Origin of the sequence: Streptococcus mitis (assembly GCA_001560895.1) — a bacterium.
Classification (GTDB): domain Bacteria; phylum Bacillota; class Bacilli; order Lactobacillales; family Streptococcaceae; genus Streptococcus; species Streptococcus mitis_Q.
Map to the genome: position 1 here is coordinate 874,131 of CP014326.1, position 26,771 is coordinate 900,901.

The 26,771-nt window shown below is 36.5% G+C and carries 19 protein-coding genes, 1 tRNA gene and 1 pseudogene; 19 read left to right on the forward strand and 2 right to left on the reverse strand.

From position 1 onward, the window contains the following. From AXK38_04305 to AXK38_04350, 10 genes and pseudogenes are all read left to right on the forward strand, one after another. Entirely contained in the window at positions 1-4,602 is a 4,602-nt protein-coding gene (locus AXK38_04305; protein AMH88519.1) for a hypothetical protein, read from the forward strand. Positions 4,603-4,650: 48 nt separating this feature from the next. Further along, positions 4,651-4,959, forward strand: coding sequence for a hypothetical protein (locus AXK38_04310; protein AMH88520.1), 309 nt, complete (start codon positions 4,651-4,653; stop codon positions 4,957-4,959). 221 nt (positions 4,960-5,180) lie between these two features. Continuing rightward, positions 5,181-5,549 carry a mobilization protein gene (locus tag AXK38_04315; GenBank protein ID AMH89631.1) on the forward strand — a complete coding sequence of 123 codons (369 nt, stop codon included), beginning with the start codon at positions 5,181-5,183 and terminating at the stop codon, positions 5,547-5,549. After that, the gene (locus AXK38_04320; protein AMH88521.1) at positions 5,540-7,216 is read left to right on the forward strand and encodes a relaxase; all 1,677 of its coding nucleotides are present in this window, start codon (positions 5,540-5,542) and stop codon (positions 7,214-7,216) included. Before AXK38_04315 ends, AXK38_04320 begins: the two co-directional genes overlap by 10 nt. A gap of 87 nt (positions 7,217-7,303) precedes the next feature. After that, positions 7,304-8,110 (forward strand): annotated as a pseudogene (locus AXK38_04325) (peptide transporter). A gap of 52 nt (positions 8,111-8,162) precedes the next feature. Then, positions 8,163-8,390, forward strand: coding sequence for a hypothetical protein (locus tag AXK38_04330; GenBank protein AMH88522.1), 228 nt, complete (start codon positions 8,163-8,165; stop codon positions 8,388-8,390). Positions 8,391-8,537: 147 nt separating this feature from the next. After that, a complete protein-coding gene (locus AXK38_04335) occupies positions 8,538-9,905 on the forward strand; it encodes a transposase (GenBank protein ID AMH88523.1) in 1,368 nt (455 codons plus the stop codon). A 380-nt stretch (positions 9,906-10,285) separates the two neighbouring features. Further along, positions 10,286-10,633, forward strand: coding sequence for a 50S ribosomal protein L19 (rplS, locus tag AXK38_04340; protein ID AMH88524.1), 348 nt, complete (start codon positions 10,286-10,288; stop codon positions 10,631-10,633). A 42-nt stretch (positions 10,634-10,675) separates the two neighbouring features. Next, positions 10,676-10,747 (forward strand) — tRNA-Arg (locus AXK38_04345). A 152-nt stretch (positions 10,748-10,899) separates the two neighbouring features. Continuing rightward, a complete protein-coding gene (locus tag AXK38_04350; protein AMH88525.1) occupies positions 10,900-11,502 on the forward strand; it encodes a hypothetical protein in 603 nt (200 codons plus the stop codon). Positions 11,503-11,547: 45 nt separating this feature from the next. Here AXK38_04350 and AXK38_04355 read toward each other — a convergent pair whose 3' ends face one another. Both AXK38_04355 and AXK38_04360 read right to left on the reverse strand, forming a co-directional pair. Further along, complete coding sequence (locus AXK38_04355; protein AMH88526.1) at positions 11,548-12,354, reverse strand: sugar-phosphatase; 807 nt, start codon at positions 12,352-12,354, stop codon at positions 11,548-11,550. Positions 12,355-12,366: 12 nt separating this feature from the next. Continuing rightward, a complete protein-coding gene (locus AXK38_04360) occupies positions 12,367-13,671 on the reverse strand; it encodes a phosphohydrolase (GenBank protein ID AMH88527.1) in 1,305 nt (434 codons plus the stop codon). Positions 13,672-13,754: 83 nt separating this feature from the next. On the opposite strand from AXK38_04360, the gene AXK38_04365 reads away from it, so the two are divergent. The 9 genes from AXK38_04365 to AXK38_04405 all read left to right on the forward strand — a co-directional run bounded on the left by AXK38_04365 (position 13,755) and on the right by AXK38_04405 (position 26,505). After that, complete coding sequence (locus AXK38_04365) at positions 13,755-14,120, forward strand: hypothetical protein (GenBank protein ID AMH88528.1); 366 nt, start codon at positions 13,755-13,757, stop codon at positions 14,118-14,120. A 90-nt stretch (positions 14,121-14,210) separates the two neighbouring features. Then, positions 14,211-14,543, forward strand: a complete 333-nt coding sequence (locus AXK38_04370) for a DNA-binding protein (protein ID AMH88529.1) — start codon at positions 14,211-14,213, stop codon at positions 14,541-14,543. 11 nt (positions 14,544-14,554) lie between these two features. Beyond that, the gene (locus tag AXK38_04375; protein ID AMH88530.1) at positions 14,555-16,126 is read left to right on the forward strand and encodes a signal recognition particle; all 1,572 of its coding nucleotides are present in this window, start codon (positions 14,555-14,557) and stop codon (positions 16,124-16,126) included. A gap of 107 nt (positions 16,127-16,233) precedes the next feature. Then, positions 16,234-19,491: a helicase gene (locus tag AXK38_04380; GenBank protein AMH88531.1), complete on the forward strand. Its 3,258-nt coding sequence runs from the start codon at positions 16,234-16,236 to the stop codon at positions 19,489-19,491. After that, positions 19,484-20,167, forward strand: a complete 684-nt coding sequence (locus AXK38_04385; protein ID AMH88532.1) for a hypothetical protein — start codon at positions 19,484-19,486, stop codon at positions 20,165-20,167. The genes AXK38_04380 and AXK38_04385 overlap by 8 nt, the downstream gene beginning before the upstream one ends. A 486-nt stretch (positions 20,168-20,653) precedes the next feature. After that, positions 20,654-22,360 carry a DNA methyltransferase gene (locus tag AXK38_04390; GenBank protein ID AMH88533.1) on the forward strand — a complete coding sequence of 569 codons (1,707 nt, stop codon included), beginning with the start codon at positions 20,654-20,656 and terminating at the stop codon, positions 22,358-22,360. A gap of 3 nt (positions 22,361-22,363) precedes the next feature. Further along, complete coding sequence (locus AXK38_04395; protein ID AMH88534.1) at positions 22,364-22,978, forward strand: hypothetical protein; 615 nt, start codon at positions 22,364-22,366, stop codon at positions 22,976-22,978. After that, a complete protein-coding gene (locus AXK38_04400) occupies positions 22,962-26,039 on the forward strand; it encodes a DEAD/DEAH box helicase (protein AMH88535.1) in 3,078 nt (1,025 codons plus the stop codon). The genes AXK38_04395 and AXK38_04400 overlap by 17 nt, the downstream gene beginning before the upstream one ends. 13 nt (positions 26,040-26,052) lie before the next feature. Beyond that, positions 26,053-26,505, forward strand: coding sequence for a hypothetical protein (locus tag AXK38_04405; protein AMH88536.1), 453 nt, complete (start codon positions 26,053-26,055; stop codon positions 26,503-26,505). Positions 26,506-26,771: the final 266 nt, after the last annotated feature.

Sequence of the window (26,771 nt, forward strand, 5' to 3'; positions counted from 1 at the left end):
ATGGCATTAAGCAAAGAGGAAGCCAAAAGATTATCTATTATTTCTGTTGCAGAGCAACTAGGCATAGAGTTAAAGCGTACAGGAAGCTATAGTTATACCTGGACGGAGCACGATTCATTTGTAATCGATACAAGGAAAAATGAATTTCACTGGAATTCAAGAACTGAATTTGGGGATGTCATTCAGTTAGTTCAATCCATAAAAGGAGTTTCTTACAAAGAAGCGATGCATTTTTTGGAAACTGGAGAATTTAAACAAGTTAATTCAGAAGCTCAGACGGCTTCAAAAGAGCCTTTTAGCTATCACTTGGAAAGATATGAGCGTCAGAATTTCAGCGCTTCTAGACGCTATTTGAAGGCACAGAGAGGCCTTTCAGATGATACGATTAACTTCTTTATTAGCCAAGGCAGTATAGCGGAAGCAATCCGAAAAAAAGGAGACTATTTTGAGCCTGTGATTGTCTTTAAGTATAAAGATAACACAGGCTTTTTAGCTGGAGCGAGTCTTCAGGGAATAGTAGAGAATCGGGAATACTATCCTGAACGTGGGCGCTTAAAACAAATTATGAGAAATTCAGACGGACAACTAGGCTTTTCAATTGATATTGGGAATCCTAAACGTTTAGTATTTGCGGAAGCTCCAATCGATCTAATGAGCTACTATGAGCTTCATAAAGATAGTCTTCAGGATGTCCGCTTAGTAGCTATGGATGGAGTAAAAGAAGGAATCATTAGTAGACGGTTTATGGAATTGTATGCAGAGATAAATGATAAATCCTATCAAGTCAATCATAATACCGGGAAAGCTCTAGAAGTAGTCGCTAGGACAACGAACTATTTTAAAGACGGTCAGCATCAGGATATGATTACCTTGGCTGTAGATAATGATATGGCTGGTCATAAATTTATAACTGGTCTGCAGGAAAAGGGGATTCCAGTACAGATTGCGATTCCCCCTATCCTTCAGAGAGACCAGGAGAAGGAAGATTGGAATGACTTTCTGAAGAGGGGGAATGAAGCTCCTACGGAGCTGGCGCATGTTTACACAGCAGATGAAAAGTCCTGGCATTACCAGGGCTTTTTTGAGAAGGAAATAGCTCTTACAAAAGCGCAAGAGCTAACTGCAGATGATGTAAAAGCTTTTGTGTCAGATAGGCAATTGACAAAGGAAGAAGTCCGTCAAGAATATCAAACAATCATTAATCAAGAAAGAGGGAGAAAAGATAGTATGTCGGAATCGTACGAGAATGAAACTAAGTATGAAGCAGAGGATGTACCAAGTAGTCCTAAAAAAGATGACGGATTCGTTATTCAACCAGAAGCACAGAATATAATTGATTCTGGAGAGGTCAAACAATGGGCTAAACATCCAAATATCTACTTTGTAAAAGGGCTACGTCAAGTAGCTTTAGAACTGACAGAAGAAGGAAAATTTGAACAATCATCTCAATATCTCCCTAATACGAAGGAGGAAAGAGAGGTGGTAAACAACTTGTTGTCCAAACAAAAAAAGCAATATGATCAGAGTTCTGAATTGAACATAGACACTAGTCATTTATCTCCCAAAGATGCAGAATGGCTGAGGCAGAACTGGCATAATATTAGCTTCTCAGTAGAACCTAAAAAACAGATGGTCATTGATGGAGATAAAACGGTAATCTATGAAAAGCCTTCCGATTCTGTTGGAGATACTTATGAAGCGCAAGAAGAAATTCAGAGCACAGAAAAAGCTCTTGAGACTTCTCAAGAGCAAACAAAGAAGACTGAGAACGAATTCGGGGATTTTTCTGAGATTTATCAGAAGGCAGCACCTCTACCTGAAGCGAAACAATCGCAACCTTTGGATGGCTCGTCACCGAACCAAACTCAGTCTCAATCTTTACTCCATTTTACTATATTGGATGCGGATAAGTCAATTTATAAACAGAATTATCACCCAATTAAAGCAAATGAATTACGAAAGTTGAATCGTTATGCACCTCAATTGCAACAGACAGCTAATTGGTATTTAAATACGCTAGCAGATAGTAAGGTGTACTATTTTTTTAAAGATGAAGAAGATATTAAAGTAGTATCTGTTTCTTTTTATAAAGAGAATTTCATGCACCTTACAGGAATTGCGCCAATAAAAGATGACCAAACCCCAGAACAAACACTACTTGATTTTGTGGAGGGAAGAGGGAGATTTGATAATATTATGATTGCTAATAGGGGAGCAGCATTTGAAAAACTACAAGTGTTACCTGACTTTGAAGCAATTATTGATGCAGGTTCTTTCTATTTTGATGATTTATCTCAAATTGAAAAATTCAATCGTATTGATTTATCTCAAGCAATCATGTCTGAGGATAAAGATTTGTTGCTTGCGCTAAGAGATATTGATGGGATTGGAGTTCCTGCTTCTTTGATGAAAGTAAAAGAAACATTATCATATGAGCTAGGAGGAAAAGAAAAGATAATTCTTGGTGTTTTTCGTGACCGCGACGGTCTAATCGAACAGCTATCGATCAACGAGGATTACATCAAGAATGATGGCAAAGAATTGCAATCGATTATAGAAAATGGCTTGTTTGAGGCAATTCAACCAAATGAGATTGACAAAAATAACTACAATGTCCGCCTTCAATGGGCAGAAAAGCATGATGGTGGGCCAAGTTTACTTTTTAGTGAAACAGAGTTAGTTGATTATCAGTCTTTTGCAACAGAGCTATATAAGCAGAATAATATCTATTACGAAAAGCATCATGCAAGTGTAAGTGATCGAATGAACCAGGTAGAAGGTGCTTCTTATACTCCTTTTACAAAGGTTCAATTTACTTTATACAGCCCTGATGGTGAACTGATTCAGGATGGTATCCGTTACAATATTGGTGAGGAGATTAACCCAATCGCTCATAAAGAAAGACTTGGTACACGAGAAATGAGAGAGCATCCAGAACTGATGAAGATAGATGGGGAATTATTTAATCAATATCATCTGGAGAGATTGGTGAGTGAACTAGATATTTCTCAGTTCAGTTACGCTTTGGAAGATACTCCTTATGCAGATCAACTATTATCTCAACTCCCTTATGGAGATTTAAAAAACAGTCCCATCGGATTTACAGATAGTAGTCAGGATAGTCGTCTAGGATTTATTTCTTTTGATGGAATGGATAGTGTTGAGGTAGTCAATTTATCTGCTTGGTTTGAGAAGTTAGGAGTTAGAGATTCGCCTCAAGAACAAGTAGCTCTTGTAGAAAAATGGCAAAAAGAAGTGAATGATTTATCAGAAAAAGTTGAACAAACTATTGCCAATGTTCGAGAAGAATTTGAAAAATTACAAGTCAAAGATTCGCAAGAGACACTAGATAATCCATATGAAAAAAATTATCAGTATAACCGAAAAGATGAGAGAGATCGTGATTTGGATGGTGATGGTATTTCCAATTCTGATGAGATGCTGCAGGGAACAGATCCATACAATAGTGCTTCTAACCTTCATCAAAAACAGGAAGATCGAGAAAGAAGGACAGATGCTGAAGCGGAAACTGGAGCGATTATCACCGATGCAATTGTTGCTAAAAGTTCAGAACAAACCATTTCCCAGTTAGTCGCAAATAAAGATACAAAAGCTTTAGCTGAACACTTGAAAGAAGGAATGAAGAACTATTTGGATTCAGAACAGTTTAAATCATTCTTGGATACGATGAGTAAGTTTCACAACTACTCACTCAACAATATTCATTTGCTGAAGATGCAAAATCCTAATGTTTCCCAAGTTGCAAGTTTTAATAAATGGAAAACGGATTTTGAAAGAACGGTTAAAAAGGGTTCTAAGGCTCTAAAAATTTGGGTTCCGTATCAAGTGAAAACTAAAATCTCTGCTAATCAAAAAGAGTTGAGTTTTTCTCCATCTGAGAATGAGATGGAAGAGAAGGAAGTCACAGTTACTCGATTTAAGTTAGGGAATGTCTTTGATGTTTCTCAAACAGAAGGAAAAGAATTACCAAAAGCAATTAATGAATTGACTGGTTCTGTCAAAGATTATGAAGATTTATATCGAGCAGCTAAAGCAGTTTCTATGGATAATCAGGTTTCTATCAGTTTTGAAGAAATTAAAAGAGAGGGCGCAAATGGTTATTACTCTCCAAATGAAAATCGAATAGTCATTTCAAAAGGATTGAAGGGGCAAGAACATATTCTAAAAACAATTTTTCATGAAATGGCTCACTCAGATTTACACAGAGGAACTAATGCACAATATGGGGACGACCAATATCGTAAGCAAGAATTACAAGCTGAAAGTGTAGCCTATGTCGTAGCTAATCATTTTGGTTTTGATACTAGTAGTTACAGTTTTGGATATTTAGCTATCTGGGCGAAGGATAAAAATGGCTTTGAAGATATGGTAGAACAACTGCAGATTGTTCAGAAAGAAGCAAAAAGTTTGATTGATCGGATGGATGCAAAGTTAGAACTGGTAAAAAATAAAAGCGTAAAGAAAGATAAATTTGCAGATAAACTTCAACAAGCAAAAGAAAAATCTGAGCAGTTAGGTAGTCAAAAGGCGGAGGCTGTAAAGCAGGTGGAAGAAAAAAAGTCCCTGAGCAGCCCTCGATAATGGAGGCATTAGTCCGTAGGAAGAAAAGCAAAAAAGGAGAAACGGAAGATGATTGAACATCTAAAACAAGAAACTTTTGATCTTTTAATGGAGATATTTTTTGAGGATGAGGCTACAGATTCGCCAAAAGTGAATGAAGTCAATCAGCACATTTCACGTAAAGAGTGTCTTTACATTCTTCGTAGAGATATGCGAATTAAAACAAACTATGAGCTAGAAGAAGTAGAAATGTATCCCATTGTACTTAAAGAAATTGAAGGGATGAGTGATGAACGATTTGAACAACTAAAAGACGAAATTCTTAAAATGGAGATGGTTGATACAATGGAGCTTCTACTGGAAGACTTAAAAGTTTAGTCAAACTTTTTCCTCGTGATAGGATAACATTCCTGCTTGCAGGGATTAGGGGATTGGGGATTTCCCCAAAGATTTAAAAAGTCAAGAATAGTCAGGGATGGCACCCTGACTAACTTTGACCTTTTTAAAAACAGCATTTGGGTACCCAAGTGCTAATCTTGCCAGAAGAAAAGGGGGCTAAGCCCCTCAAGCAAAATTGCCAGAATAGAGGTGAAGATTTTTTGAAAAATAAAGAAAAAAGAAAACGAATGATTCAGAAAAAAATTCGTTTAACGGAAGAAGAGGCACGGTTCATTTCAACAAAGGTTGCAGAATCCGGAATGACAAATTTTAATGCCTTTGCCCGAATTATGTTGATTATGGGTGAGGTCAAAATCTTAAATTTTGAAGAATTGAGAGAACTACGTAAGGAAATAAATCGGATAGGGGTCAATATAAATCAGGTCGCAAAAAAGGTAAACGAAGATGAACAGGCTAGTCTAAATGAATTGAGTCAGATTCTTGAATTGCAGAAACATTTGAAATATACAGTCAGCCAATTTATCCAAAAACAGGAAAATCAAACAAAGGAACAAGAGCGATGGTTGTAACAAAGGTTCTTCAGATAAAGGGTGTAGCTTCTTTAGGACGGTCTACAAAATATATTGAGGATGAAGCAAAGACGGTCGAGCTGACTGATACAAAAAGTTTAAATAATGCTTTACGCTATATCGAGAATCCATCTAAAACAAGTTTTTTAGAACAAGATGAACAGCTGGAATTTCCAGCAGTGGTCAAAGATGGCCGAGTAGTCAAACAACTTGTATCTACTTATGGAATTACAGATGCTAGCACAGCGACAGAAGAATTTCTTTTGACCAAAAAGAATGCGGCTCAACGAGCAGGGACAAAAGAGCTATCGGATATTCAAAATCCGAATCGAGTGTTGGCTCATCATATCATCCAATCATTTTCTCCTGAAGATGATTTGACTCCACAAGAAATTCATGAGATTGGTCGAAAAACGATTTTAGAATTAACTGGTGGACAACATGAATTTGTCATAGCGACTCACATGGATAAGGGACACATTCATAATCACATTATTTTCAATTCAACTAACTCTGTTACCTTAAACAAATTTCGTTGGCAGAAAAATACTGCTAGAAGTCTATTTAATATTTCCAATAAGTACGCTGACCTAGCTGGAGCTAAAATTCTCAAAGAGAGATTATGGACTAATCGAAAGACGTATCATGCTTACCGAAAGAAAAATTCATTTCGTTATGAAATTAAATCACGCATAGATTTTCTTTTGAAACACTCAACCTCTTTAGAGGATTTTAAAATCAAGGCACGAGCTTTAAATCTAATAGTTGATACTTCAGGGAAGGAAATAAAATATCGTTTAACTGACCAGGATCAAACCAGAAATGTTAGGGATCGAACTTTGTCAAAAAAAGGAAATTATTCTTTAGAGAAAGTTTCTGAGAGAGTGGTTGCTAACGAGGTGACCTTATCTGTCGATGAAATAAAATCCGAATATGAAAAAATGGTAGCAGAACGAGAAGATGATTTTGAAATGAGAATCACAGTTGAAGAATGGCAGGTGATGGAAGAAACAAAAAATGGAATCTATCTTGAAATGGAATTTGGGATTAGAAATAAGGGAACCATTCTTATTCCAGCTCATCAGATTGAAAAAGCAGAAGATGGCTCTTATGAAATTTTTATCAGAAAGAATGACTTCTACTATTTTGTTAATCCTGAACACGCTGATAAGAATCGGTACATGAAGGGAGAAACAGTCGCTTCCCAGTTGTCGTATGATAATGGAGAAATGATTGTCCGAAAAAATCCTAAAATCTCCAGTTTGGATCAGCTTGTTCGTGAATACAATTATCTATCTGCTCATGGAGTGACAGAAGGACAGCAATTTGATGAATTGTTAAATCGTTTTGAAGAGGAGCTAGAAGAAGTAGATAGCTTACTTGCTAAACTGGATCAACGATTGGGGGATCTTAATAAAATTCAGTCTGCATTTCTTGCATTGGAATCAAGCGATCCTCAGGAATCAACGTTAGCTATTTCCATTCTGAAAGATCTGAGAGTAGATCCTAGCACTCGAAAATCTGAAATCGATAAACTTGTTAAGGAGGTGACTTTTGAGCGCCAAGCTTTATATCAACGAGTAGAAACAATTACAAAAGATTATAAGTTACATCAAGACATTGAGAAAAATGTGGAACAGCGAAAGGAAAGAGAAACTTTTTTGTAAAATAATTATAAATATAATTATAAACATATTGACAAATATAATTATAATGGTATAATAGAAATATAGAAAAAGGGATGGAGAAATAGAATGAAGATTATCACATTTGCCGCTATCAAAGGCGGTGTTGGAAAAACAACTTTAACATTTAATTATGGGGAATGACTGGCTAAGAAAGGGCATAAAGTTCTCTTTATAGACTTAGACCATCAGTGTAATTTGACTCAGTGTTATAATATCTATGAGAGCAAGAATACAATTGCTAATGCTTTTAAAGGTGGCGATGTGTATATTAAGCAAGTCAAGGAAAATATTAGTCTAATTCCAGGTTCAGTTCAGCTTGACACGGTGGAAAGAGATCTGGAGAACAGTGATAAGAAAAATATGTTACTTTATCTTTGGCTAGAGGATAACTACGAAAAGAAGAAGTTGGATCAGTTTGACTATATCTTGATTGATTGTAGGCCAGATTTTGCGACAGCTACTAAAAATGCTGTTGCGGTCAGTCACGCAATCATTAGTCCTTTGACTCCTTCAGAGTTTGGTTATAATGCCAAATTCAATCTATCAACTCGGTTAGAAGCATTCAGAAAAGATGTAATTGACTATCGCACAAGAGAATCATACATTACTGCTGAGTTATATTTCTTAGCAAATATGATTCGACCAAACTATGGATCATCAAGAGAATTACTGGAGGCCCTTGGACTTGAAGCCAAAGAAAAGGGAACAGACAACCTTCTAGGGCTTGTACCAGCAAAAGAGCTATTCAATCATTCTACAATTGATAAGGTCTCTATTGCAGATATGAAGGAGAATCCTGAGCTTTATCAAAAACACAAAAAGTTTTTTACTGAGCTGGAGCAGACTTTTTCAAAAATTTATGATACAATATAATTATATTTATAAACACAAATACAATTATAAATATAATTAGAAGGAGATTGTCATGGCATTCACACCAAAAGAAAAAGAGATTTCGCAGATTATCGAAGCAACCCATCAACCTGAGCAGATTTCAGATGTAGCCAGCTTTGAAAGTTTTGAACGTAAGAAACAATTTCAGTTTACTTTGAAACCAAGCAATCGGAAAAAATTAGATGAGATTGCTAAAGCAGCTGGTGCAAAGTCTGCATCAGATTACCTTGATAAACTGATTGAAAACCTATCACTATAAATATAAATATAATTGTAATTATAATTTCAATCAAAAAACCTTTCCTTATAGGGAAGGTTTTTATCTTTGCTGACAAAAAATATTTGAACTCCTGAACTAAAATCTCTATACTTTTTTATTATGATTTTAGTTGGGAGTGTTTTTATTTTGGATACAAAAATTATTGATGAAAGAGAATTTGTAGAGAAATTTAAAGATAAAAATTTACAAGAATTTCATAAATTTGTAAGCGACTATGACAACTATATCGCACCCACAATGAGAGCTAGAGGGTACAAATTTGTAAACTATGCTGAGAGAACCGTTACTTTTACGTTTGGCCAGGTAACTTTTTCAAGAAGGCGCTGGTATAAGAATGGGAAATGTAGAATTCCAGTAGATGAGAAGTTAGGTCTAGAGAAACGTATTGCCTATTCCAAAGAATTGCTATATCAGATCACTAAACTAGCTACAATGTTACCATATCGGAAAGTAGTGGAAGTCATTGAACTAATGTACCAGGTTTATATCACTAAAGACACGGTGTTAAAAGCAATAAAGCTAGCAAGTCAGTTGTTAAATGAGAAAGAAGATTATCGATTCTATAGCGATGAAGTACCTGTCAAAAAAATTGAGACTCCTGTTATTTATCTTGAAGGAGATGGTGTCTGGATAAAGGTCAGTGGACGTGAAAAGGAACAACAGAATAAAGAGTTATCTCATTTTGTCATCCATACCGGAACGGAGGTGTACGGAAAGAGGAAAATTTTAAAAAATAAGGTCGAAATTGTGTCACCCAATAATCGAACAGCAAGAAAAAGAGTAGTAGATTATATTTATAATCATTTTAAAATTACGTCAGATACTCTACTTGTGACAAATTCAGATATGGGTCACGGATATACTCCACATTTATTTAAGGAAATATCACACGATCTAGGGATAAAGCATCATCAACATTTTTGGGATCGATACCATATAAACAAAGAAATAAAAAAGTTGGTCAAACCGTATTCTGTAGAGCTACTAGAGCAATTTATGAAAGCCATAGATAGCCATTGCAAGAAGACACTGAACACAGCTATTGATACACTAGAATCACTCGTCCTACTTAATCAGAACGAAAAGAAGATTGATACTTTTAAGGTTTTTAAGAATAGAATCCTTGGAAATTTTAAATATACGCAACCTCCTGAACAGAGGAATCTAGATACAGCAAGTTTAGGAATTATGGAAAGTCAGCATCGTAAAATCAGTTATCGGATGAAAAATAGAGGAATGTATTGGTCATTAAATCATGCAGATGCTATGTCCCATCTTATTTTGTTGTCTTACAATCAAGAACTCCGAGATTTATTTTTTGGTGATTGGAGAAATGAATATGAAAAATACCACTCAGAAGGAATGAGTAGTGCAAAAGTACGCAAAAAGATCGATCAAGCTCCAAGAAGTTTAGGGACGATTGTAAATTCTTCTTGGAAGGGCCGAAAACAGAGAGATAAACAACGATTTGCAGGCAAAAAAATCAATAAATAAAATGTCATAAACTCAGTAAACTCTTGACTTATAGTAATAAAAATTGTATAATAATTTTATCAATAAAAAAAGAGGCACGCAGCAACGTACCTCTCATAAAGATAAACAATTGGGTCTTGTTTATCAGTAAGATTAATACTATCAGAAATTTTAGTAGATGTCAAGGCTGAGCAAGTAAAATTGTTTAGCCTTGTTTTTACATTTCCGTTTTTGATGTATTTTTTTACTACCTCAAAAAAATAGACACAAACTTCTGCTATAAATTTCTTTACTTTTTTGTGGAAATTTGGTAAACTGTATCTTGTGTGTAATGGACGCACAAAAATACAGTTTATCCGCTGAGGAAGGTTCCTCAAGATTGACAAAGATAGGAGAAAAAAATGAATCCATTAATCCAAAGCTTGACTGAAGGTCAACTTCGTACAGATATCCCATCATTCCGTCCTGGTGACACTGTTCGTGTACACGCGAAAGTTGTCGAAGGTAACCGTGAACGTATCCAGATTTTTGAAGGTGTTGTTATCGCACGTAAAGGTGCTGGTATCTCAGAAAACTACACAGTTCGTAAAATCTCTAACGGTGTAGGTGTTGAGCGTATCTTCCCAATCCACACTCCACGTGTTGAAAAGATCGAAGTTGTTCGTTACGGTAAAGTACGTCGTGCGAAATTGTACTACTTGCGTGCTCTTCAAGGTAAAGCAGCTCGTATCAAAGAAATCCGTCGTTAATTCGACTAAAAAACTCTGCTTTTTCAGCAGAGTTTTTATCTAGCTCCCTTAGTTCAATGGATATAACAACTCCCTCCTAAGGAGTAGTTGCAGGTTCGATTCCTGCAGGGGGCATATAAACTATTGATTTTAATAGGTGTTTGAGGTGTTTCGCCCCAAATTCGCCCCTAATTACAAGAATTATATAAAGTGTTGACATAGGTTTGATAAGCAACCCCTAGAATTACTTTGACAAATTATCATGAATTATAAAATTTGGAGTACTAATGGTCGATAAAGATTTTTCTTTTGATAAGATAGAATCTATCTTAAACGGAACTAGCAATTTTTATATTTCTTCAAAAGAAGAATTGAATAAATGCTTAGATCATGTTGTTCAGTTGATTTCGGATTCATATGTTTTATATATAAATAATTCATATACCTCCTCCTCTTTTTTAGCTATTAGTGTGCTAGAAGAGGTTGGAAAAATTCAAATGGGAATATTTATTAAAGGTTCAGATTCCTATGTGAGAAAAGATAAATTAAGAGATCATAAGTCTAAACAAATTGTTGGAGCGAGCTACACTATTTGTATGGGCGAAAGGATTAAAAATGCAATTTCTAATGAAAATTTGGAAAAAATTTTTAAATTTATTTATTCTGGAGAATTGAAAGATTTAAGAGAACAAGTAATTTATTGTGATAGAAAAAATAACAATATCGTGACACCAAAAGATTTAATTACTCAAGAACTTGCAAGAAATCTACTTTTATTTGCGATAGAATCATTTGATGATAATCTGGTTGGATGGACAGATTACTCAATCGAGTTATCAAAGGAAACTGATTTATTTTTTGAAATTATTGCTAATTCTAAGATGAAATAGACAAAAAACCGCTCAGCTGAGTGGTTTTCGTTTATTCATCCCCTTTTACAGTACCCATGTACGGATGGCATGGGCAACGCCAGATTCATCATTAGATTTAGTGATGTATTTGGCGATTTTTTTGATTTCTGGATTTCCATTTTCCATGACAACGGGATTCCCAACGACTTCCAGCATGGCGCGGTCATTTTCTTCGTCACCGATAGCCATGGTTTCATCTTTGGTTAATCCGAGTTTTTCAGCTAGGTGAGTGATGGCTGAACCTTTGTCTACATTCTTTTTAAGGAGTTCGAGGTAGAAAGGAGCAGATTTGTTGATGGAGTAGCGCTCATAAAATTCTGCTGGAATTTTTTCAATCGCAGCATCGAGAATCTCAGGTTCATCGATGAACATACATTTGACAATTTCCTTGTCAGCCATTTCTTCAGGAGTGCGGTAAAAGATAGGCATGCTGACGAGGGTTGATTCGTGCACTGTGTATTTTCCGATATTGCGATTGGCAGTATAGATACCGTCCTTGGTAATAGCGTGCATGTGGACACCGAGCTTGCGACTGAGGAATTCCATATCCAGATAATCCTCATAGGTTAAGGATTCGCTGATAATTTCATGGCCTGTAGCAGTTTCTTGGACAAGGGCACCATTGAAGGTCACGACATAGTCACCCTCGTCCCTCAACTGCAAGTCGTCCAGAAGTTTGGCAACACCTGCGATAGGACGGCCAGTTGCAATGACGACTTTGACACCAGCTTCTTTGGCATCTTGGATGGCAGAAAAGACCTCAGGAGTGATTTCCTTTTGGCTGTTGACAAGGGTTCCGTCAATATCGACGGCAATTAGTTTAATACTCATAAATTTCCTCTTCTAGTTTTTATTTGGGGTAAAATGATCGTTCTCAATCAAGTGTAAAAATTGCTGGGTAATACTTGCGAAGATACTGTTTTGGTCTAACATTTCTTTCGGAAAATAGAAACGATTATCTCCGTGGCGACTTCCAGCAAGGGATTGGACGATAGGAGACAGGCTAGAGAGTTCTGCCAGTTCACCATTCTTTTGTAAAATTTCAATTTGTGTCCGTGGATTTTCAGATTCGGGACGATAGATATCATAAGGGAGGTCAAAGTTCTTATGAATGGCAGTATAGTAGTCTGGATCGAAGCCAATGTCCTCAACCAATTTTCTCATGCTAGCGAGTTGGTCTTGGTCCTCTTGTGAAAAGGTAATGGATTTAAAGACCTTGCGGTTGACAAAGCGTTGCGACAGGTCTGCAAGTATTTTGTCAGGACTGGTCATCCAGAGCTGGAAGTAGGTATTCATCACACCATCATCCAGAGCCAGATAGTCAGATAAATTCACATTTTTTTCAAAGAAAGGTAGGAGGTGTGGGCAAGTTCGTGCAAAGAAGTCTTTGTCCTCAGGATAGAGTTCCTTGGCGCGCTTGAGAAGATTCTGTAGGAGAACTTCCATGGCCCGTGTTGCTGGGTGGAAATAAACCTGCATGTACATCTGGTAACGACTGAGGACGTAGTCTTCGATGGCGTGCATGCCATTTCGCTGAAAGGCAATCCCATTTTCGATAGGACGAATGACCCGGAGGATGCGAGTCAGGTCAAATTCCCCATAAGATGCCCCTGTAAAATAGGAGTCGCGCAAGAGATAGTCCATACGGTCTGCATCAATCTGACTAGAAATGAGCTGCACGACCTGCTTATTAGGATAGGTGTGGTCGATGATACTGGCAACCTTTTCTGGAAAATCTGGCGCCACTTGTAGCAGGACTTGGTGAATTTCCGTCTCAGGACTTTGGATGATTTCCTGAGTAATGGCCTCATGATCGGTATCAAAAAGATGTTCAAAAGTATGGGAGTAGGCACCATGCCCAAGGTCATGGAGGAGAGCAGCGGTCATGGTGAGGAGTGATTCAGCAGGATTCCATTCTTCAGGATATTTTTCTTCAAAAATCTCCGTGATACGTCGTGCAATTTCATAGACTCCTAGACAGTGAGAGAAGCGACTATGTTCTCCACCGTGGAAGGTATAACTGGAAGTCCCAAGCTGTTTGATACGACGCAGACGTTGAAATTCTTTTGTATTAATCAAGTCATAGATGATTTGATTATTGACATGGATGTAGTTGTGAACTGGGTCACGGAATACTTTTTCGTTCATATGACCATTATAGCAAAATCCTGCTCTTTTTGGTAAAATAGTAGGACAAGAGAGAAGAAAGAGGACTTGATGTGAAGATTCGGATGCGAAATACGATTCAATTTGATGAACAGTTGGAAGTGATTGACCAACTCTATGATGTTGAAGTGCACGAAAAGGGAGATTATAGCTACCTGCTTTTTTATAATGAGGAAAAGGAAAAAGTAGTGATTAAATTTCATGGTCAAGAACTTGTGATGAGCCGATTTTCCAATCCCAAGACCATTATGCGCTTTCTAAAGGATAGCGATAGTTTAGCCTATATTCCTACACCTATGGGCATGCAGGAGTTTATCATCCAAACGAATCGTTATCAAGTGGATGGACAAAAGATCTATTTAGACTATCAATTACAAAATCAAGAGGGACAACTCTTTGCCAGCTATCACTTGGAAATTACTTGGGGTTAGTCTCTTGTCTTTTTCAAATTTACCTGACTATCTTCTTAGAGTGACTTCCTAGTGTGGTAGATTAGGCTATTTTTTGGTATAATAAAAGTTATGGAAATCGAAAAAACCAATCGTATGAATGCGCTCTTTGAATTTTATGCAGCGCTTTTGACAGACAAGCAAATGAACTACATAGAGCTCTACTACGCTGATGATTACAGCCTTGCCGAGATAGCTGAGGAGTTTGGAGTTAGTCGTCAGGCTGTCTATGACAATATCAAGCGAACAGAAAAGATTCTGGAAGATTATGAGATGAAATTGCACATGTACTCGGACTACATTGTCCGCAGTCAGATTTTTGATCAGATTTTGGAGCGCTATCCCAAGGATGACTTTCTGCAGGAGCAGATAGAAATTTTAACAAGCATTGATAATAGAGAATAAGAGGAAGAAAAATGGCATTTGAAAGTTTAACAGAACGTTTACAGAACGTCTTTAAAAATCTACGTAAAAAAGGAAAAATCTCTGAATCTGATGTCCAAGAGGCAACCAAAGAAATTCGCTTGGCCTTGCTTGAGGCCGACGTTGCCTTGCCTGTTGTAAAGGACTTTATCAAGAAAGTTCGTGAGCGTGCAGTCGGACATGAGGTCATTGATACCCTTAATCCAGCGCAACAGATTATTAAAATCGTTGATGAGGAACTGACAGCTGTTTTAGGTTCTGACACAGCGGAGATTATCAAGTCACCTAAGATTCCTACAATCATCATGATGGTTGGTTTGCAGGGCGCTGGTAAAACAACTTTTGCTGGTAAATTGGCCAACAAACTCAAGAAGGAAGAAAATGCTCGTCCATTGATGATTGCAGCGGATATCTATCGTCCAGCTGCCATTGATCAGCTTAAGACCTTGGGGCAACAAATTGATGTGCCTGTTTTTGCACTTGGGACAGAGGTTCCAGCTGTTGAGATTGTACGTCAAGGTTTGGAACAAGCCCAAGCCAATCACAACGACTATGTCTTGATTGATACGGCAGGTCGTTTGCAGATTGATGAGCTTTTGATGAATGAGCTTCGTGACGTGAAAGCCTTGGCTCAGCCAAATGAAATCCTGCTTGTCGTTGATGCCATGATTGGTCAAGAAGCGGCTAATGTTGCGCGTGAGTTCAATGCTCAGTTAGAAGTCACTGGGGTGATCCTTACTAAGATTGATGGGGATACTCGTGGTGGTGCGGCTCTATCTGTTCGTCATATTACTGGTAAACCAATCAAGTTCACTGGTACAGGTGAAAAGATTACGGACATTGAAACCTTCCACCCAGACCGTATGTCTAGCCGTATCCTTGGTATGGGGGATATGCTCACTCTGATTGAGAAAGCTTCTCAGGAATACGATGAGCAAAAAGCCCTTGAAATGGCTGAGAAGATGCGTGAAAACACCTTTGATTTCAATGATTTCATCGATCAGTTGGATCAGGTGCAAAACATGGGACCAATGGAAGACTTGCTCAAGATGATTCCAGGTATGGCCAACAATCCAGCCCTTCAAAATATGAAGGTGGATGAGCGTCAGATTGCGCGCAAACGTGCCATTGTGTCTTCTATGACGCCTGAAGAGCGTGAAAATCCAGATTTGTTAAATCCAAGCCGTCGCCGTCGTATCGCTGCAGGTTCTGGAAATACCTTTGTCGAAGTTAATAAATTCATCAAAGACTTTAACCAAGCTAAACAGCTTATGCAGGGTGTTATGTCTGGCGATATGAACAAGATGATGAAGCAAATGGGAATCAATCCAAACAACCTTCCAAAAAATATGCCAAATATGGGAGGAATGGATATGTCTGCCCTTGAAGGAATGATGGGACAAGGTGGTATGCCTGACTTGTCAGCTCTTGGTGGAGCAGGAATGCCAGATATGAGCCAGATGTTTGGTGGCGGACTCAAAGGTAAAATCGGTGAATTTGCCATGAAACAGTCTATGAAACGCATGGCTAACAAAATGAAAAAAGCAAAGAAGAAACGCAAGTAAGACAAAGGAAGGCCGCAGGGCTTTCCTTTTTTGGAAAGAAGAAAAAGGTCTATTTTGAATCTGCAAAGAATGATATAATAGTAGAAATAGTCTAACAGGGAGGAATTATGGAAATTGATAATAGATCAATTTGTCTTGGAGATGAGTTAAAGAAAGAATTGAAATCAGAAAGCCGAGTCAAGATTGCAGCAGCAACCTTTTCTATGTTTGCTTATCAGCAGTTGAAAGAGGAATTGGAGAATATTGAAGAGTTGAAATTTATTTTCACAAATCCGACTTTTGTAACAGATGAAACAAAAACAGATTTCCGTGAATATACGATACCCAAAAAAGAACGGGAACAATCGATCTTTGGTGGCAAGTATGAACTGAAATTGATGAATGAGCTGACCCAAAAAGCGATTGCTCGTGAATGTGCTGATTGGATCCGAAGAAAAGCGCAATTTAAGTCTATTAATATTGAAACAGATGAAATGCCAAATGGTATTCGAATTGAAAATGCGGATGATGTAGTGGCAGTAGATCGTTTGAAAAACTTTGATCGCAAAGAATTAGGATATGAGGTCTCTCTATTTAAAACGAGTAGAAACCTCTATCATGCACCACTTAGTTTAAATTATTTAGATGAATTTGATAATCTTTGGGAAGAAGAGGATTATTTTCGTGATGTTACTGAAGAGTTTTTGGAGAATTTAAACCTAGCTCACAAAGAACATTCACCTGAGTTCATTTACTATGTGATGCTATATAATTTATTCAATGAATTTTTAGAAGATATCAATGAAGACTTTTTACCAAATGAAGGGGTTGGTTATAAAGAAAGTAAGATTTGGGGGCTGTTATATGATTTCCAAAAGGATGCAGTGAAATCGATCATTTCTAAATTAGAAAAATTTAATGGATGTATTCTAGCGGATTCGGTTGGTCTAGGGAAGACTTATACAGCTTTAGCGGTCATGACTTATTATGCTTATCGAGGCAAACGTATTTTAGTACTTTGTCCTAAAAAGTTAGAAAATAACTGGAATATGTATCGTCATGATTATGTAAATAATCCAATTTATGATAGACATTTGCTTTATGATGTCCTTTATCATACAGACCTCAGTAGAGATAAAGGGCACTCTAATGGAATTGATTTGGCCTTAAATAATTGGCATACTTATGATTTGGTTGTCATTGATGAGTCCCATAATTTTAGAAATGGAGGCTCTAGCGAAAATGACTTATCCGAGGGGAGAGAAAATCGATACAGCCGTTTAATGAATCGCATCATAAAGTCCGGTGTCCCTACAAAGGTACTCATGCTATCAGCCACACCTGTTAATAATCGTTTTAATGATTTGAAAAATCAAATTGCTCTAGCCTATGAAGGTGATACGGATCAAATTGATAGTAAATTAGAAACCAAATCATCTATAAATGATATTTTCAGAAACGCTCAATCTGCTTATAATAAGTGGGCTGACCTACCTGCAGAAGAGAGAACAACAGATAAACTATTATCTACATTAGATTTTGATTTCTTTAAAGTACTAGATAGTGTAACAATAGCTAGAAGTAGAAAACATATTCGCGAATTTTATGATAGAGAAGCTATTGGGGAGTTTCCACAGCGCTTAAAACCTCTTAATTTTGAACCTGATTTAACAGTTTCAAATCTTGGGATTACCTATAAAAAATTATATCACTTGCTTGATAAACTACAGTTGACTATCTATCAACCTTCAATACATATCTACCCATCAAAGAGAGCTAAATACGATAAAAGTAAAGAAGGAAAAATGGGGAATTTAACTCAGTTTGGTCGTGAGTCTGGTATCAAAAAACTGATGATGATTAACCTGCTCAAACGTTTAGAAAGTTCTGTTGCAGCTTTTCGATATACTTTAATAGACGTTGTAAAAGATTATGTAGAAAAGACATTAAAGGCTATCGAGGAATATGAATTGACAGGCTTGGATTATCTATCTGTTGATCCGAACTTTGATGAAGATGATTTTGATTTGGAAGATAGTAATTTCGAGTTTTCTATCGGTAAGAAAAATCGGATTTCTCTACAAGATATGGATTATCGTAGTTGGAAGGTCGAGTTAGAACAAGATTTTGCAGTATTGACAGAGCTAGAAAATATAATCAGTAAAATAACACCACAAGAAGACCAAAAACTTCAGACTCTTTTTACCTTGATAGATGAGAAACTAAAAAATCCAATCAATGCTGGCAATAAAAAATTGATCATTTTCTCCGCATTTGCGACAACAACGAACTACCTTTATAAACATATTAGTCAGTATGTCTTGGATAAGTATGGTCTCTACACTGCTCAGATTTCAGGTACAAAAGGTTTTGCAACAACTCTGGAAACTAAAAATAAAGATCTCAATTCGTTACTAACTTATTTCTCTCCTAAATCAAAATCTCGTGATGTTCTGTTTCCTGGTGATGAGAGTGAGATTGATCTTTTAATCGCAACAGATGTGATTTCCGAAGGTCAAAACTTGCAAGATGCAGATATGATGGTTAATTACGATATCCATTGGAATCCTGTCCGTATTGTTCAACGATTTGGTCGTGTGGATCGAATTGGTAGTCGAAATAAATACATTCAATTGGTTAACTTTTGGCCGAACCTTGAGTTAGATGAGTATATAGATCTCAAGTCTAGGGTTGAATCTAGAATGAAGATTTCTGTCTTGACTTCAACAGCAGATGATAACGTTTTATCTAGTGAAGAAATAGAGGATAATAATTACCGAAGAAAACAATTAGAACGTCTTAGAGATGAAGTGGTCGATCTAGAGGAGATGAATGATGGTATTTCCATTATGGATTTAGGATTAGAAGATTATCGTATGGACCTTCTCAAGTATTTGGAAGAACATCCTGAGTTAGAAAGAGTTCCAAAAGGATTGCAAGCTATTTTACCTGCCTCCAATAAAGAATCAGAAGGTGTCATTTTCGTCCTAAAAAACAAAGAACAGTTAAAAGGAAAAAATAATCAGAATCAGCTTCACCCATATTATATCCTCTACATCAATAAAAATGGAGAATTACTGTTATCTCCATCTGAAAGCAAGAAAATATTAGAACACCTCAGTAGCATTTGTCGGGGTCAAAGTAAGCCATTAAGTCAAGTAGTAGACAAGTTTAATCGTCAAACAAAAGACGGTAAAGAAATGGTTGTTTATTCCGAATTGCTTCAAGAGGCAATTGATCAATTAATGGAACATGATCAGATTTCAACGATGGATGCCCTATTTAACTTTGGATCTGTTGATTTGATGAATACGAGCATTGAGGGAATGGATGATTTTGAGCTAATTTGTTTCTTCATATTGATGAAAGGAGATTCTGATGATTAAATTTCCATCCTATACAGCCTTATCAAAACCTCACCTTCTATATCGTCCTCATAAAAAGGGAAATAGTGATTTTTTTGATAATCTTAATGTTTCTGTAAAAGAAAAGAAAGAATTAAGAGAACAGATTAGAGCAATTCAAATTACTCATCAGATTGATACAAGTACCACTAATATTCCTGCTGGGAAAAAAGTGAAGCAAATCATGGTTTTAGAGATAGAACTCGAACAAATGGATGTTTCGTTCACTTTATTAGAACAGCTAGATATAAGATTAGGGATTTACACAGCTTTTGTATTAAAATATCCACAAGATCAAGAAGAACTTCTTATTCATTATAAAGAGCCTTTAAGTCAAGAAAAGGATGGCAAGCACTTTAAGATTGTTCGTCGCTTTCAGACGCGTGATGATGTAAGCATTGAATTTGAGGGAAATGATTTAGATGATGTCTATGAGAGTCTTGTAAAAGAAACTGGTAAGAAAGAGCTACAAGTTTTAGAAACAAGTAATCTTAGGAACTCTATTGATCTCAGTGACCAATTAGATAAATTAGAGAAAAAGGCTCAACAGTTAAAGAAAAAGATGTACTCTGAAAAATCAATGAGAAAACAAATAGAAATAAAAAGAGAATATCAGGCTACATTGAAAGAAATAGAAGCTTTAAAGAAGCAAAATTGACTGTAGGTTCTGGATAAGGAAAATCAGGATTTAGGATTACCAGATCATATATTAGGGCAATCATCAGATAAAGATTTTTATGTGATGATGATTTAAAATAATAAATATAAAGAAAAATCAGAAATTGAGATTAGGGAACTCTTTTGATTTCAACCTCTATTTTTGATAGAATGAAGCTGTAATTTATTAAAAATTAAGCAATACAAAAATAGGATAAGCCAACTTAATTTTTTTATAAAATTAAAATTACAAAAGCTTGACAAAGCTAAGAAAGGATACTACCATGAGCACAGCACAGCACAGCACACAGGTGAAAACTCTGGACTTGAGAAATTAAATCTCACTTCAAAAGATGTTTTTACAGATAATATTTCAAAAATTGGTCAACTTTTTCCTGAAGTTCTGACGGAAAAAAGGGATGAATACGGCAGATTACGTCCTGCGATTGACTTTGAGAAGCTAAAACAGTTTTTATCAGAGGAAATTGTGGATGGTCGAGAATCCTATGAGTTTACTTGGGTTGGAAAGCGTGAAGCTATCGCAGAAGCTGGGCGACTAACTACCAAAACCTTAAGACCAGATCTTGATGAAAGTGTTGACTTTGAAAACAGTGAAAATATCTTTATTACTGGGGATAATTTAGAAGTCTTGAAAATCTTACAAGAATCCTATCTAGGAAAAATCGATATGATTTATATCGATCCACCCTATAATACTGGAAAAGACTTTGTATACTCTGATAAGTTCCAAAAAACAGATGAAGAGTTGAAGGAAGAGATGGAACTTTTGGATGAAGAAGGACGCCAGGTCGTTGGGCTTACCAAAAATGAAAAAACTTCGGCTCGTTACCACTCAGACTGGCTCAATATGATGTATCCACGTCTCCGTCTAGCACGTAATCTCCTCAAGGATTCAGGTGTTATTTTTATCTCTATTGATGATAATGAACAAGCTAATCTGAAAGCTATCTGTGATGAGATATTTGGTGAAGAAAGTTATATTGGTGAAGCTATTTGGAAACGAAAGGTTTTTGATAATAATGATCACCTGCCTTCTCTTCATGAGTACGTAACAATATATTCTAAGGGTGAAAATGATAAATTTGATTTTAATCTTTTACCGAGAAGTGAGAAACAATTAGCACAATATAATCTTGATGATGGGGATGGAAAAGGGAAGTATAAATTAGAAAAACTAACAGCACCAACAGCTGGAGGTAGGTATTCAGTAGCAACAGACTTCATTATTGTTAATCCTAAAACGGGACAAGAGTATAGATCTAATACGGGGAATTGGCGATTTGGTAAAGAAACTATTAAAGAAATGATCAATCGTGAAGAAATTAATTTTGATAGTAGTCTTCCTAGATACAAATTATATCTAAATAAAGTTAAGGAAGGCGTCGCGCCAAATTCCTTCTGGGATGAACTGGAAAAGAATTTACACGCTGCAAAACAAATTCAGGAGTTATTTGGTATAAAAATGTTCGATACTCCGAAGCCGACTGGATTGATTAAACATATTTTAACAATATCAACAAAAAAAGATTCTGTTATCCTCGATTTCTTCGGTGGTTCTGGTACTACAGCTGATGCAGTCATGCAACTGAATGCTGAAGATGGTGGAAATCGTAAGTTTATCCTGTGTACGTTGGATGAGGAAGTAGCTGATAAGTCTGCTGCTAAAGAAGCAGGTTATGAAACCATTGACCAAATTTCACGTGAGCGGATTCGTCGTGCTGCTGCCAAGATTCAGGAGGAGCATCCAGAGTTGGTTGGCAAGCAAGATTTTGGTTTTAAAGCTTACAAACTAGATTCTTCTAATTTCAAAGATGTATCTGCCCGTCCAGACCAATTTGTTCAAACAGATCTTTTCGATAGTGTATCCAATATCAAGGAAGGACGTACTGGCCTTGACTTACTTTTCCAAGTTATGCTGACATGGGGAATGGAACTGTCACTAGCCATTGATATGGAGAAAGTAGCAGGAGCAGAAGTCTATGACGTAGATCAAGGATCACTCATGGCTTGTTTTGAAGATGAAATATCAGAAGAAGTTATCCGTCATATCGCTCAAGCACAACCACTCCGTGCCGTTTTCCGTGATAGCTCATTTGCCAATTCAGCAGATAAGATTAACGTAAGTGAAATCTTCAAAGAATTGTCACCTCATACAAAAGTGAAGGTGGTGTAGGATATGAGTTTTAATAAAAATGTCAAAAATAGTAATCTTGATAAGCTTGATGAAATGATTCAAGATGAAATTAGAAAACTAAAAATAGTTAGACGAGCTCGTATTTTGGCTAGTGAACGACTTGGGGGATATGCTAGTAAGTGGGACATGTATTTACTTTTGATGGCTATTTTATCTAGTGCCTTATTAGTTATTTCATTGATAGTTCCAAATGAAGGCTTGATAAAAAAAGTAGTTTCAGGATGTTTTTCCATGTATACAGTTATCATTCAATATTATGTGTCCACATTAAACTATAGAGAACGTGCTTTGAAATTCCATTATCACCATATAGAAATTAATAAACTTAAAGAATCACTTCAATGGTTATCTCTACAAGGTTATAATTTTAAAAAGAAGAATGCTAAATTTAAAGTTATAGTAGAAAAATATAATCTTATTCTTCAGCAACAAGAAAATCATAGTGAGTACGATTATCATAGAGCAAAGTGTAAAGAAATTAGACAGTTAGATTTTAGTATGGATAATATTTTTGTAAATATTCAACCGATTGTTATTATCTTATTTATTCTTAGTTACTTGTTCTTGGGAGGTATTTGCAATGAGATTACAATTTAAAAAACAACAATTCCAGTTGGATGCGGTTAGTGCCATTGCAGATTTATTTCAAGGGCAAGCCAAACATACTGGAGTTCAGTATATGGCGGATCCAGGTCGTCTCAAGTCAGATGAGGTAGATTTGGTTTTAGATGCTTATCGAAATGCACCGATTCAATTGAGTCAAACAAGTATACGAGAAAATGTTCATACTATGCAAACTCGTTATGGTTTGCGTCCTTCTGATAGTCTTTCTATTGATATGATTGCTGGAAGAGAAGCATATAATTTTTCAATAGAGATGGAGACGGGAACAGGGAAGACCTACACGTATATCCGTACAATTATGGAGTTGAATAAACGATATGGCTGGCTTAAGTTTGTTATTGTCGTTCCAAGTGTAGCCATTCGTGAAGGGGTTCTCAAGTCTCTTCAGATTATGTCAAGCCACTTTCAGATGGAGTATGGCAAACAACCACGCTATTTTGTCTACGATTCTTCACGTTTAGGTGATTTGGATAGTTTTGCCAATTCGTCAGACCTTCAAATCATGGTCATCAACTCTCAAGCCTTTAATGCGAAAGGGAAAGATGCGCGACGGATTCATTCTGAACAGGAAAGTTTCCGTTGGCGCCGTCCAATTGATGTCTTGGCAGCTATGAATCCGATTATGATTATTGATGAACCTCAGTCTGTTGAAGGGAAACAAACCAAGGAAAGACTAAAAGATTTCAAGCCATTGTTTACGCTACGTTATTCGGCTACCCATAAAGAAAAACATGATATGGTTTATAGATTGGATGCCATGGATGCTTATAATCAAAAATTAGTGAAGAAGATTGCGGTTAAGGCTATTGAGCAAACTGGGACGACTGGGACACAAGGCTATCTTTATCTACAAGAAATCATTCCACAAAAAACAGGAGCACCCAAAGCAAAAATTGAGTTTGAAGTAAAAACGCAGTCAGGTGTCAAAAGGAAATTGAAGGTGGTGGAAGAACTCTTTGATTTGTACGCTGAATCAGGGAATTTATCTGCTTATAAAGGAATGCCCCTTAGTCACTTTGATGCAAGAGAGAACAAACTTCAAGTTGGTGTGACGCAAGAACTTCATGTCGGTGAAGTGATAGGGGAAGTGGATGAGTCTAGCATCAGAAGAATTCAAATTCGAGAGACTATAAAAAGTCATATCGAAAAAGAAAGTAAACTGTACAATCGAAGAATTAAAGTATTATCCTTATTTTTCATCGATGAAGTGGCCAAGTATAAACAATATGATGAAAATAATGATGCCTATAATGGAGAATACGCTCAGATTTTTGAAGAAGAATATCGAAATCAAGTAAATCAGTTTATCCAAACACAGGAACCAACTCCTTATCGTAGATATTTGGAGGCTAATCTTGAAGGAAATTCAGTTCATGCTGGTTACTTTTCGGTAGATAAAGTGAAGAAGTCAGATAAGACCATTTTTGTGGACTATAAATCTGCCAGTGAAAAGAAGAACAATCTTTCAAATGACACTGATGCCTATGACTTAATTATGAAGGACAAGGAGCGTTTATTGAGCTTTGAAGAGCCAGTTCGTTTCCTCTTTTCTCACTCAGCTCTAAAAGAGGGGTGGGATAATCCAAATGTCTTTCAAATCTGTACTCTTAAGCAATCTTCAGCAGAGACTCGTAAACGTCAAGAAATCGGTCGTGGTATGCGTTTGGCAGTTGACCAAAATGGAATTCGTCAGGATTTTGAACTCTTAGGAAATGATGTTCATGAAATCAATAAACTGACAGTAATTGCAAATGAAAGTTATGATCAATTTGCTCGAAATCTACAAGAAGAAATCAAAGAACTCTTAGCAGATCGTCCTGCAAAAGTGGATGTTACTCTCTTTACGAATAAAGTTCTAACCAATCAAGAAGGACAAACAATACGTATTACCAAGGAACAAGCAGATGCTATTCATTTTGATTTGATCCGACAAGGCTATATAGATCGTGAAGGACAATTAACTACAGAATATTTTGCTGCAAAAGAAAATCATCAGTTACAACTGTCTGAAACGCTAGCAGGTTATGAGGATAATCTGGTAGAGATATTGGAGAGCGTTTATCATGCTGGACAGTATGAAATTGAAAATGCCAATCATTCAGTCATTCAGTTCTCAAATGAGGTCAATCAAGAAAATATTGCCCGAAAAGAGTTCTTAAATCTCTGGAAGCAAATCAATCGTAAGACGAGTTACCAAGTAGAGTTTGATGATGCGGAATTGGTAAAACATTCTGTTGACTATATCAATGAGAAATTAGTCGTTAGCAAACCAAGCTTTCATATAACTCAAGCAAGCGCTACTGAGATGAGTAAGGAAGAAGGACTCCATCTCACAGTAGCTGAGAATGATCGTCAGCAAGAATATCTAACGGATTCGCAGATTATGACCAAATATGATTTACTAGGGGAGATTGCTGATCAGACAGGATTAACACGTAGGTTGGTTGCGGAAATATTAAGTAAAATCTATGTCTACCAATTTGACAAGTTTAAACAGAATCCAGAAGAGTTTATTCTTAAGATTTCAAAGCTCATTAATGAACAAAAAGCAAGTCAAATTATCAAGCATATCCAGTATAATGTGCTAAATGAAGAGTATGATATGGACTTGTTTTATGACAATCCTGAAACTGCTAACAGATCAGATGATCACTTACTTGAATCCAAAAAAGGAATTTACAATTTTGTAAAAGTTGATTCAAATACGGAGAAGACCTTTAAAGAATCTTTGGAACAATACGAGGATGTTCGTGTTTATGTGAAGTTACCAGGGAAGTTCAGTATTGCTACTCCGCTTGGGAACTATAACCCTGACTGGGCAATTGCCTTCCGTGAAGGAAGTGTCAAGCATATCTATTTTGTTGCAGAAACGAAAGGCTCTATGTCTAGTCTTCAATTAAAACAAGCTGAGCAAGCAAAAATTGCCTGTGCGCGTGCTCACTTTAAAGCGTTAGCTCAAGCTGGATTGATTAATGACCAGCACATCTATGATGTGGTTTCAAGTTATGAGGAATTATTAAATATTGTAAGATAGGGAGGAAAAAGAAATGGAATTTGTTGTATATCGTAAGGGAAGAGAAGTAGCTGTTTTTCAACGTAGGAGCGATGCAGAGAGATATGTGCGCTCTAAAACTGGATTTTTTGGTGAACCAGATGCTTACTATCAGATTGAACAAAGAGGTTGTTATTTGACAGAAGCAGCTGTAACTTACAAGGGATTGGCAGATGACTGTGATGAATTGATGACTTTGCGAAAATTCAGGGATTCTTATCTAGCTTTTCAAGATGGTGGTCAGGAGGAAATTGAATCCTACTATAAGATGGCTCCTCAAATTGTTGCCAAGTTAGAGGAACATCCAAATCGTGAGGAAATACTAGAGTCTATCTGGGCAGAACTCGTATTGCCTTGTGTTTCCTTGATTAAAGCAGGAGAGGATCAAGCTTGCCATCAATTGTATAAAACATATACACTGGAACTGTCACAAAAAGTGGTCCAATAAAACGAGTAGAGTATAGGAAAAGAGTTCGGGTCTCGCTAACTTGTATAGTGAAGAGGTCCCCTATTCTATTTAGATCCCCAATACCAAAATAAACGTATCAAGCTAATTACAAACTCAACTTATATTGAAGATTTTATATGGGATAATGACGAATCAAAGGAAACAAATTTTCAAAATTGGCTTGCTGAGATGGTAGGAGTTTAAGGGGGTATTTTTACCCCTTGGGATTTACAGGATCACAAAAGAGAAAGAGAGATAAAAAGATA

Excerpts from the sequence above, each read along its gene's own strand:
- AXK38_04305 (AMH88519.1), top strand. The coding sequence starts at position 1 with ATGGCATTAAGCAAAGAGGAAGCCAAAAGATTATCTATTATTTCTGTT.
- AXK38_04310 (AMH88520.1), top strand. The coding sequence starts at position 4,651 with ATGATTGAACATCTAAAACAAGAAACTTTTGATCTTTTAATGGAGATA.
- AXK38_04320 (AMH88521.1), top strand. The coding sequence starts at position 5,540 with ATGGTTGTAACAAAGGTTCTTCAGATAAAGGGTGTAGCTTCTTTAGGA.
- AXK38_04330 (AMH88522.1), top strand. The coding sequence starts at position 8,163 with ATGGCATTCACACCAAAAGAAAAAGAGATTTCGCAGATTATCGAAGCA.
- rplS (AMH88524.1), top strand. The coding sequence starts at position 10,286 with ATGAATCCATTAATCCAAAGCTTGACTGAAGGTCAACTTCGTACAGAT.
- AXK38_04350 (AMH88525.1), top strand. The coding sequence starts at position 10,900 with ATGGTCGATAAAGATTTTTCTTTTGATAAGATAGAATCTATCTTAAAC.
- AXK38_04355 (AMH88526.1), bottom strand. The coding sequence starts at position 12,354 with ATGAGTATTAAACTAATTGCCGTCGATATTGACGGAACCCTTGTCAAC.
- AXK38_04360 (AMH88527.1), bottom strand. The coding sequence starts at position 13,671 with ATGAACGAAAAAGTATTCCGTGACCCAGTTCACAACTACATCCATGTC.
- AXK38_04365 (AMH88528.1), top strand. The coding sequence starts at position 13,755 with ATGCGAAATACGATTCAATTTGATGAACAGTTGGAAGTGATTGACCAA.
- AXK38_04370 (AMH88529.1), top strand. The coding sequence starts at position 14,211 with ATGGAAATCGAAAAAACCAATCGTATGAATGCGCTCTTTGAATTTTAT.
- AXK38_04375 (AMH88530.1), top strand. The coding sequence starts at position 14,555 with ATGGCATTTGAAAGTTTAACAGAACGTTTACAGAACGTCTTTAAAAAT.
- AXK38_04380 (AMH88531.1), top strand. The coding sequence starts at position 16,234 with ATGGAAATTGATAATAGATCAATTTGTCTTGGAGATGAGTTAAAGAAA.
- AXK38_04385 (AMH88532.1), top strand. The coding sequence starts at position 19,484 with ATGATTAAATTTCCATCCTATACAGCCTTATCAAAACCTCACCTTCTA.
- AXK38_04395 (AMH88534.1), top strand. The coding sequence starts at position 22,364 with ATGAGTTTTAATAAAAATGTCAAAAATAGTAATCTTGATAAGCTTGAT.
- AXK38_04400 (AMH88535.1), top strand. The coding sequence starts at position 22,962 with ATGAGATTACAATTTAAAAAACAACAATTCCAGTTGGATGCGGTTAGT.
- AXK38_04405 (AMH88536.1), top strand. The coding sequence starts at position 26,053 with ATGGAATTTGTTGTATATCGTAAGGGAAGAGAAGTAGCTGTTTTTCAA.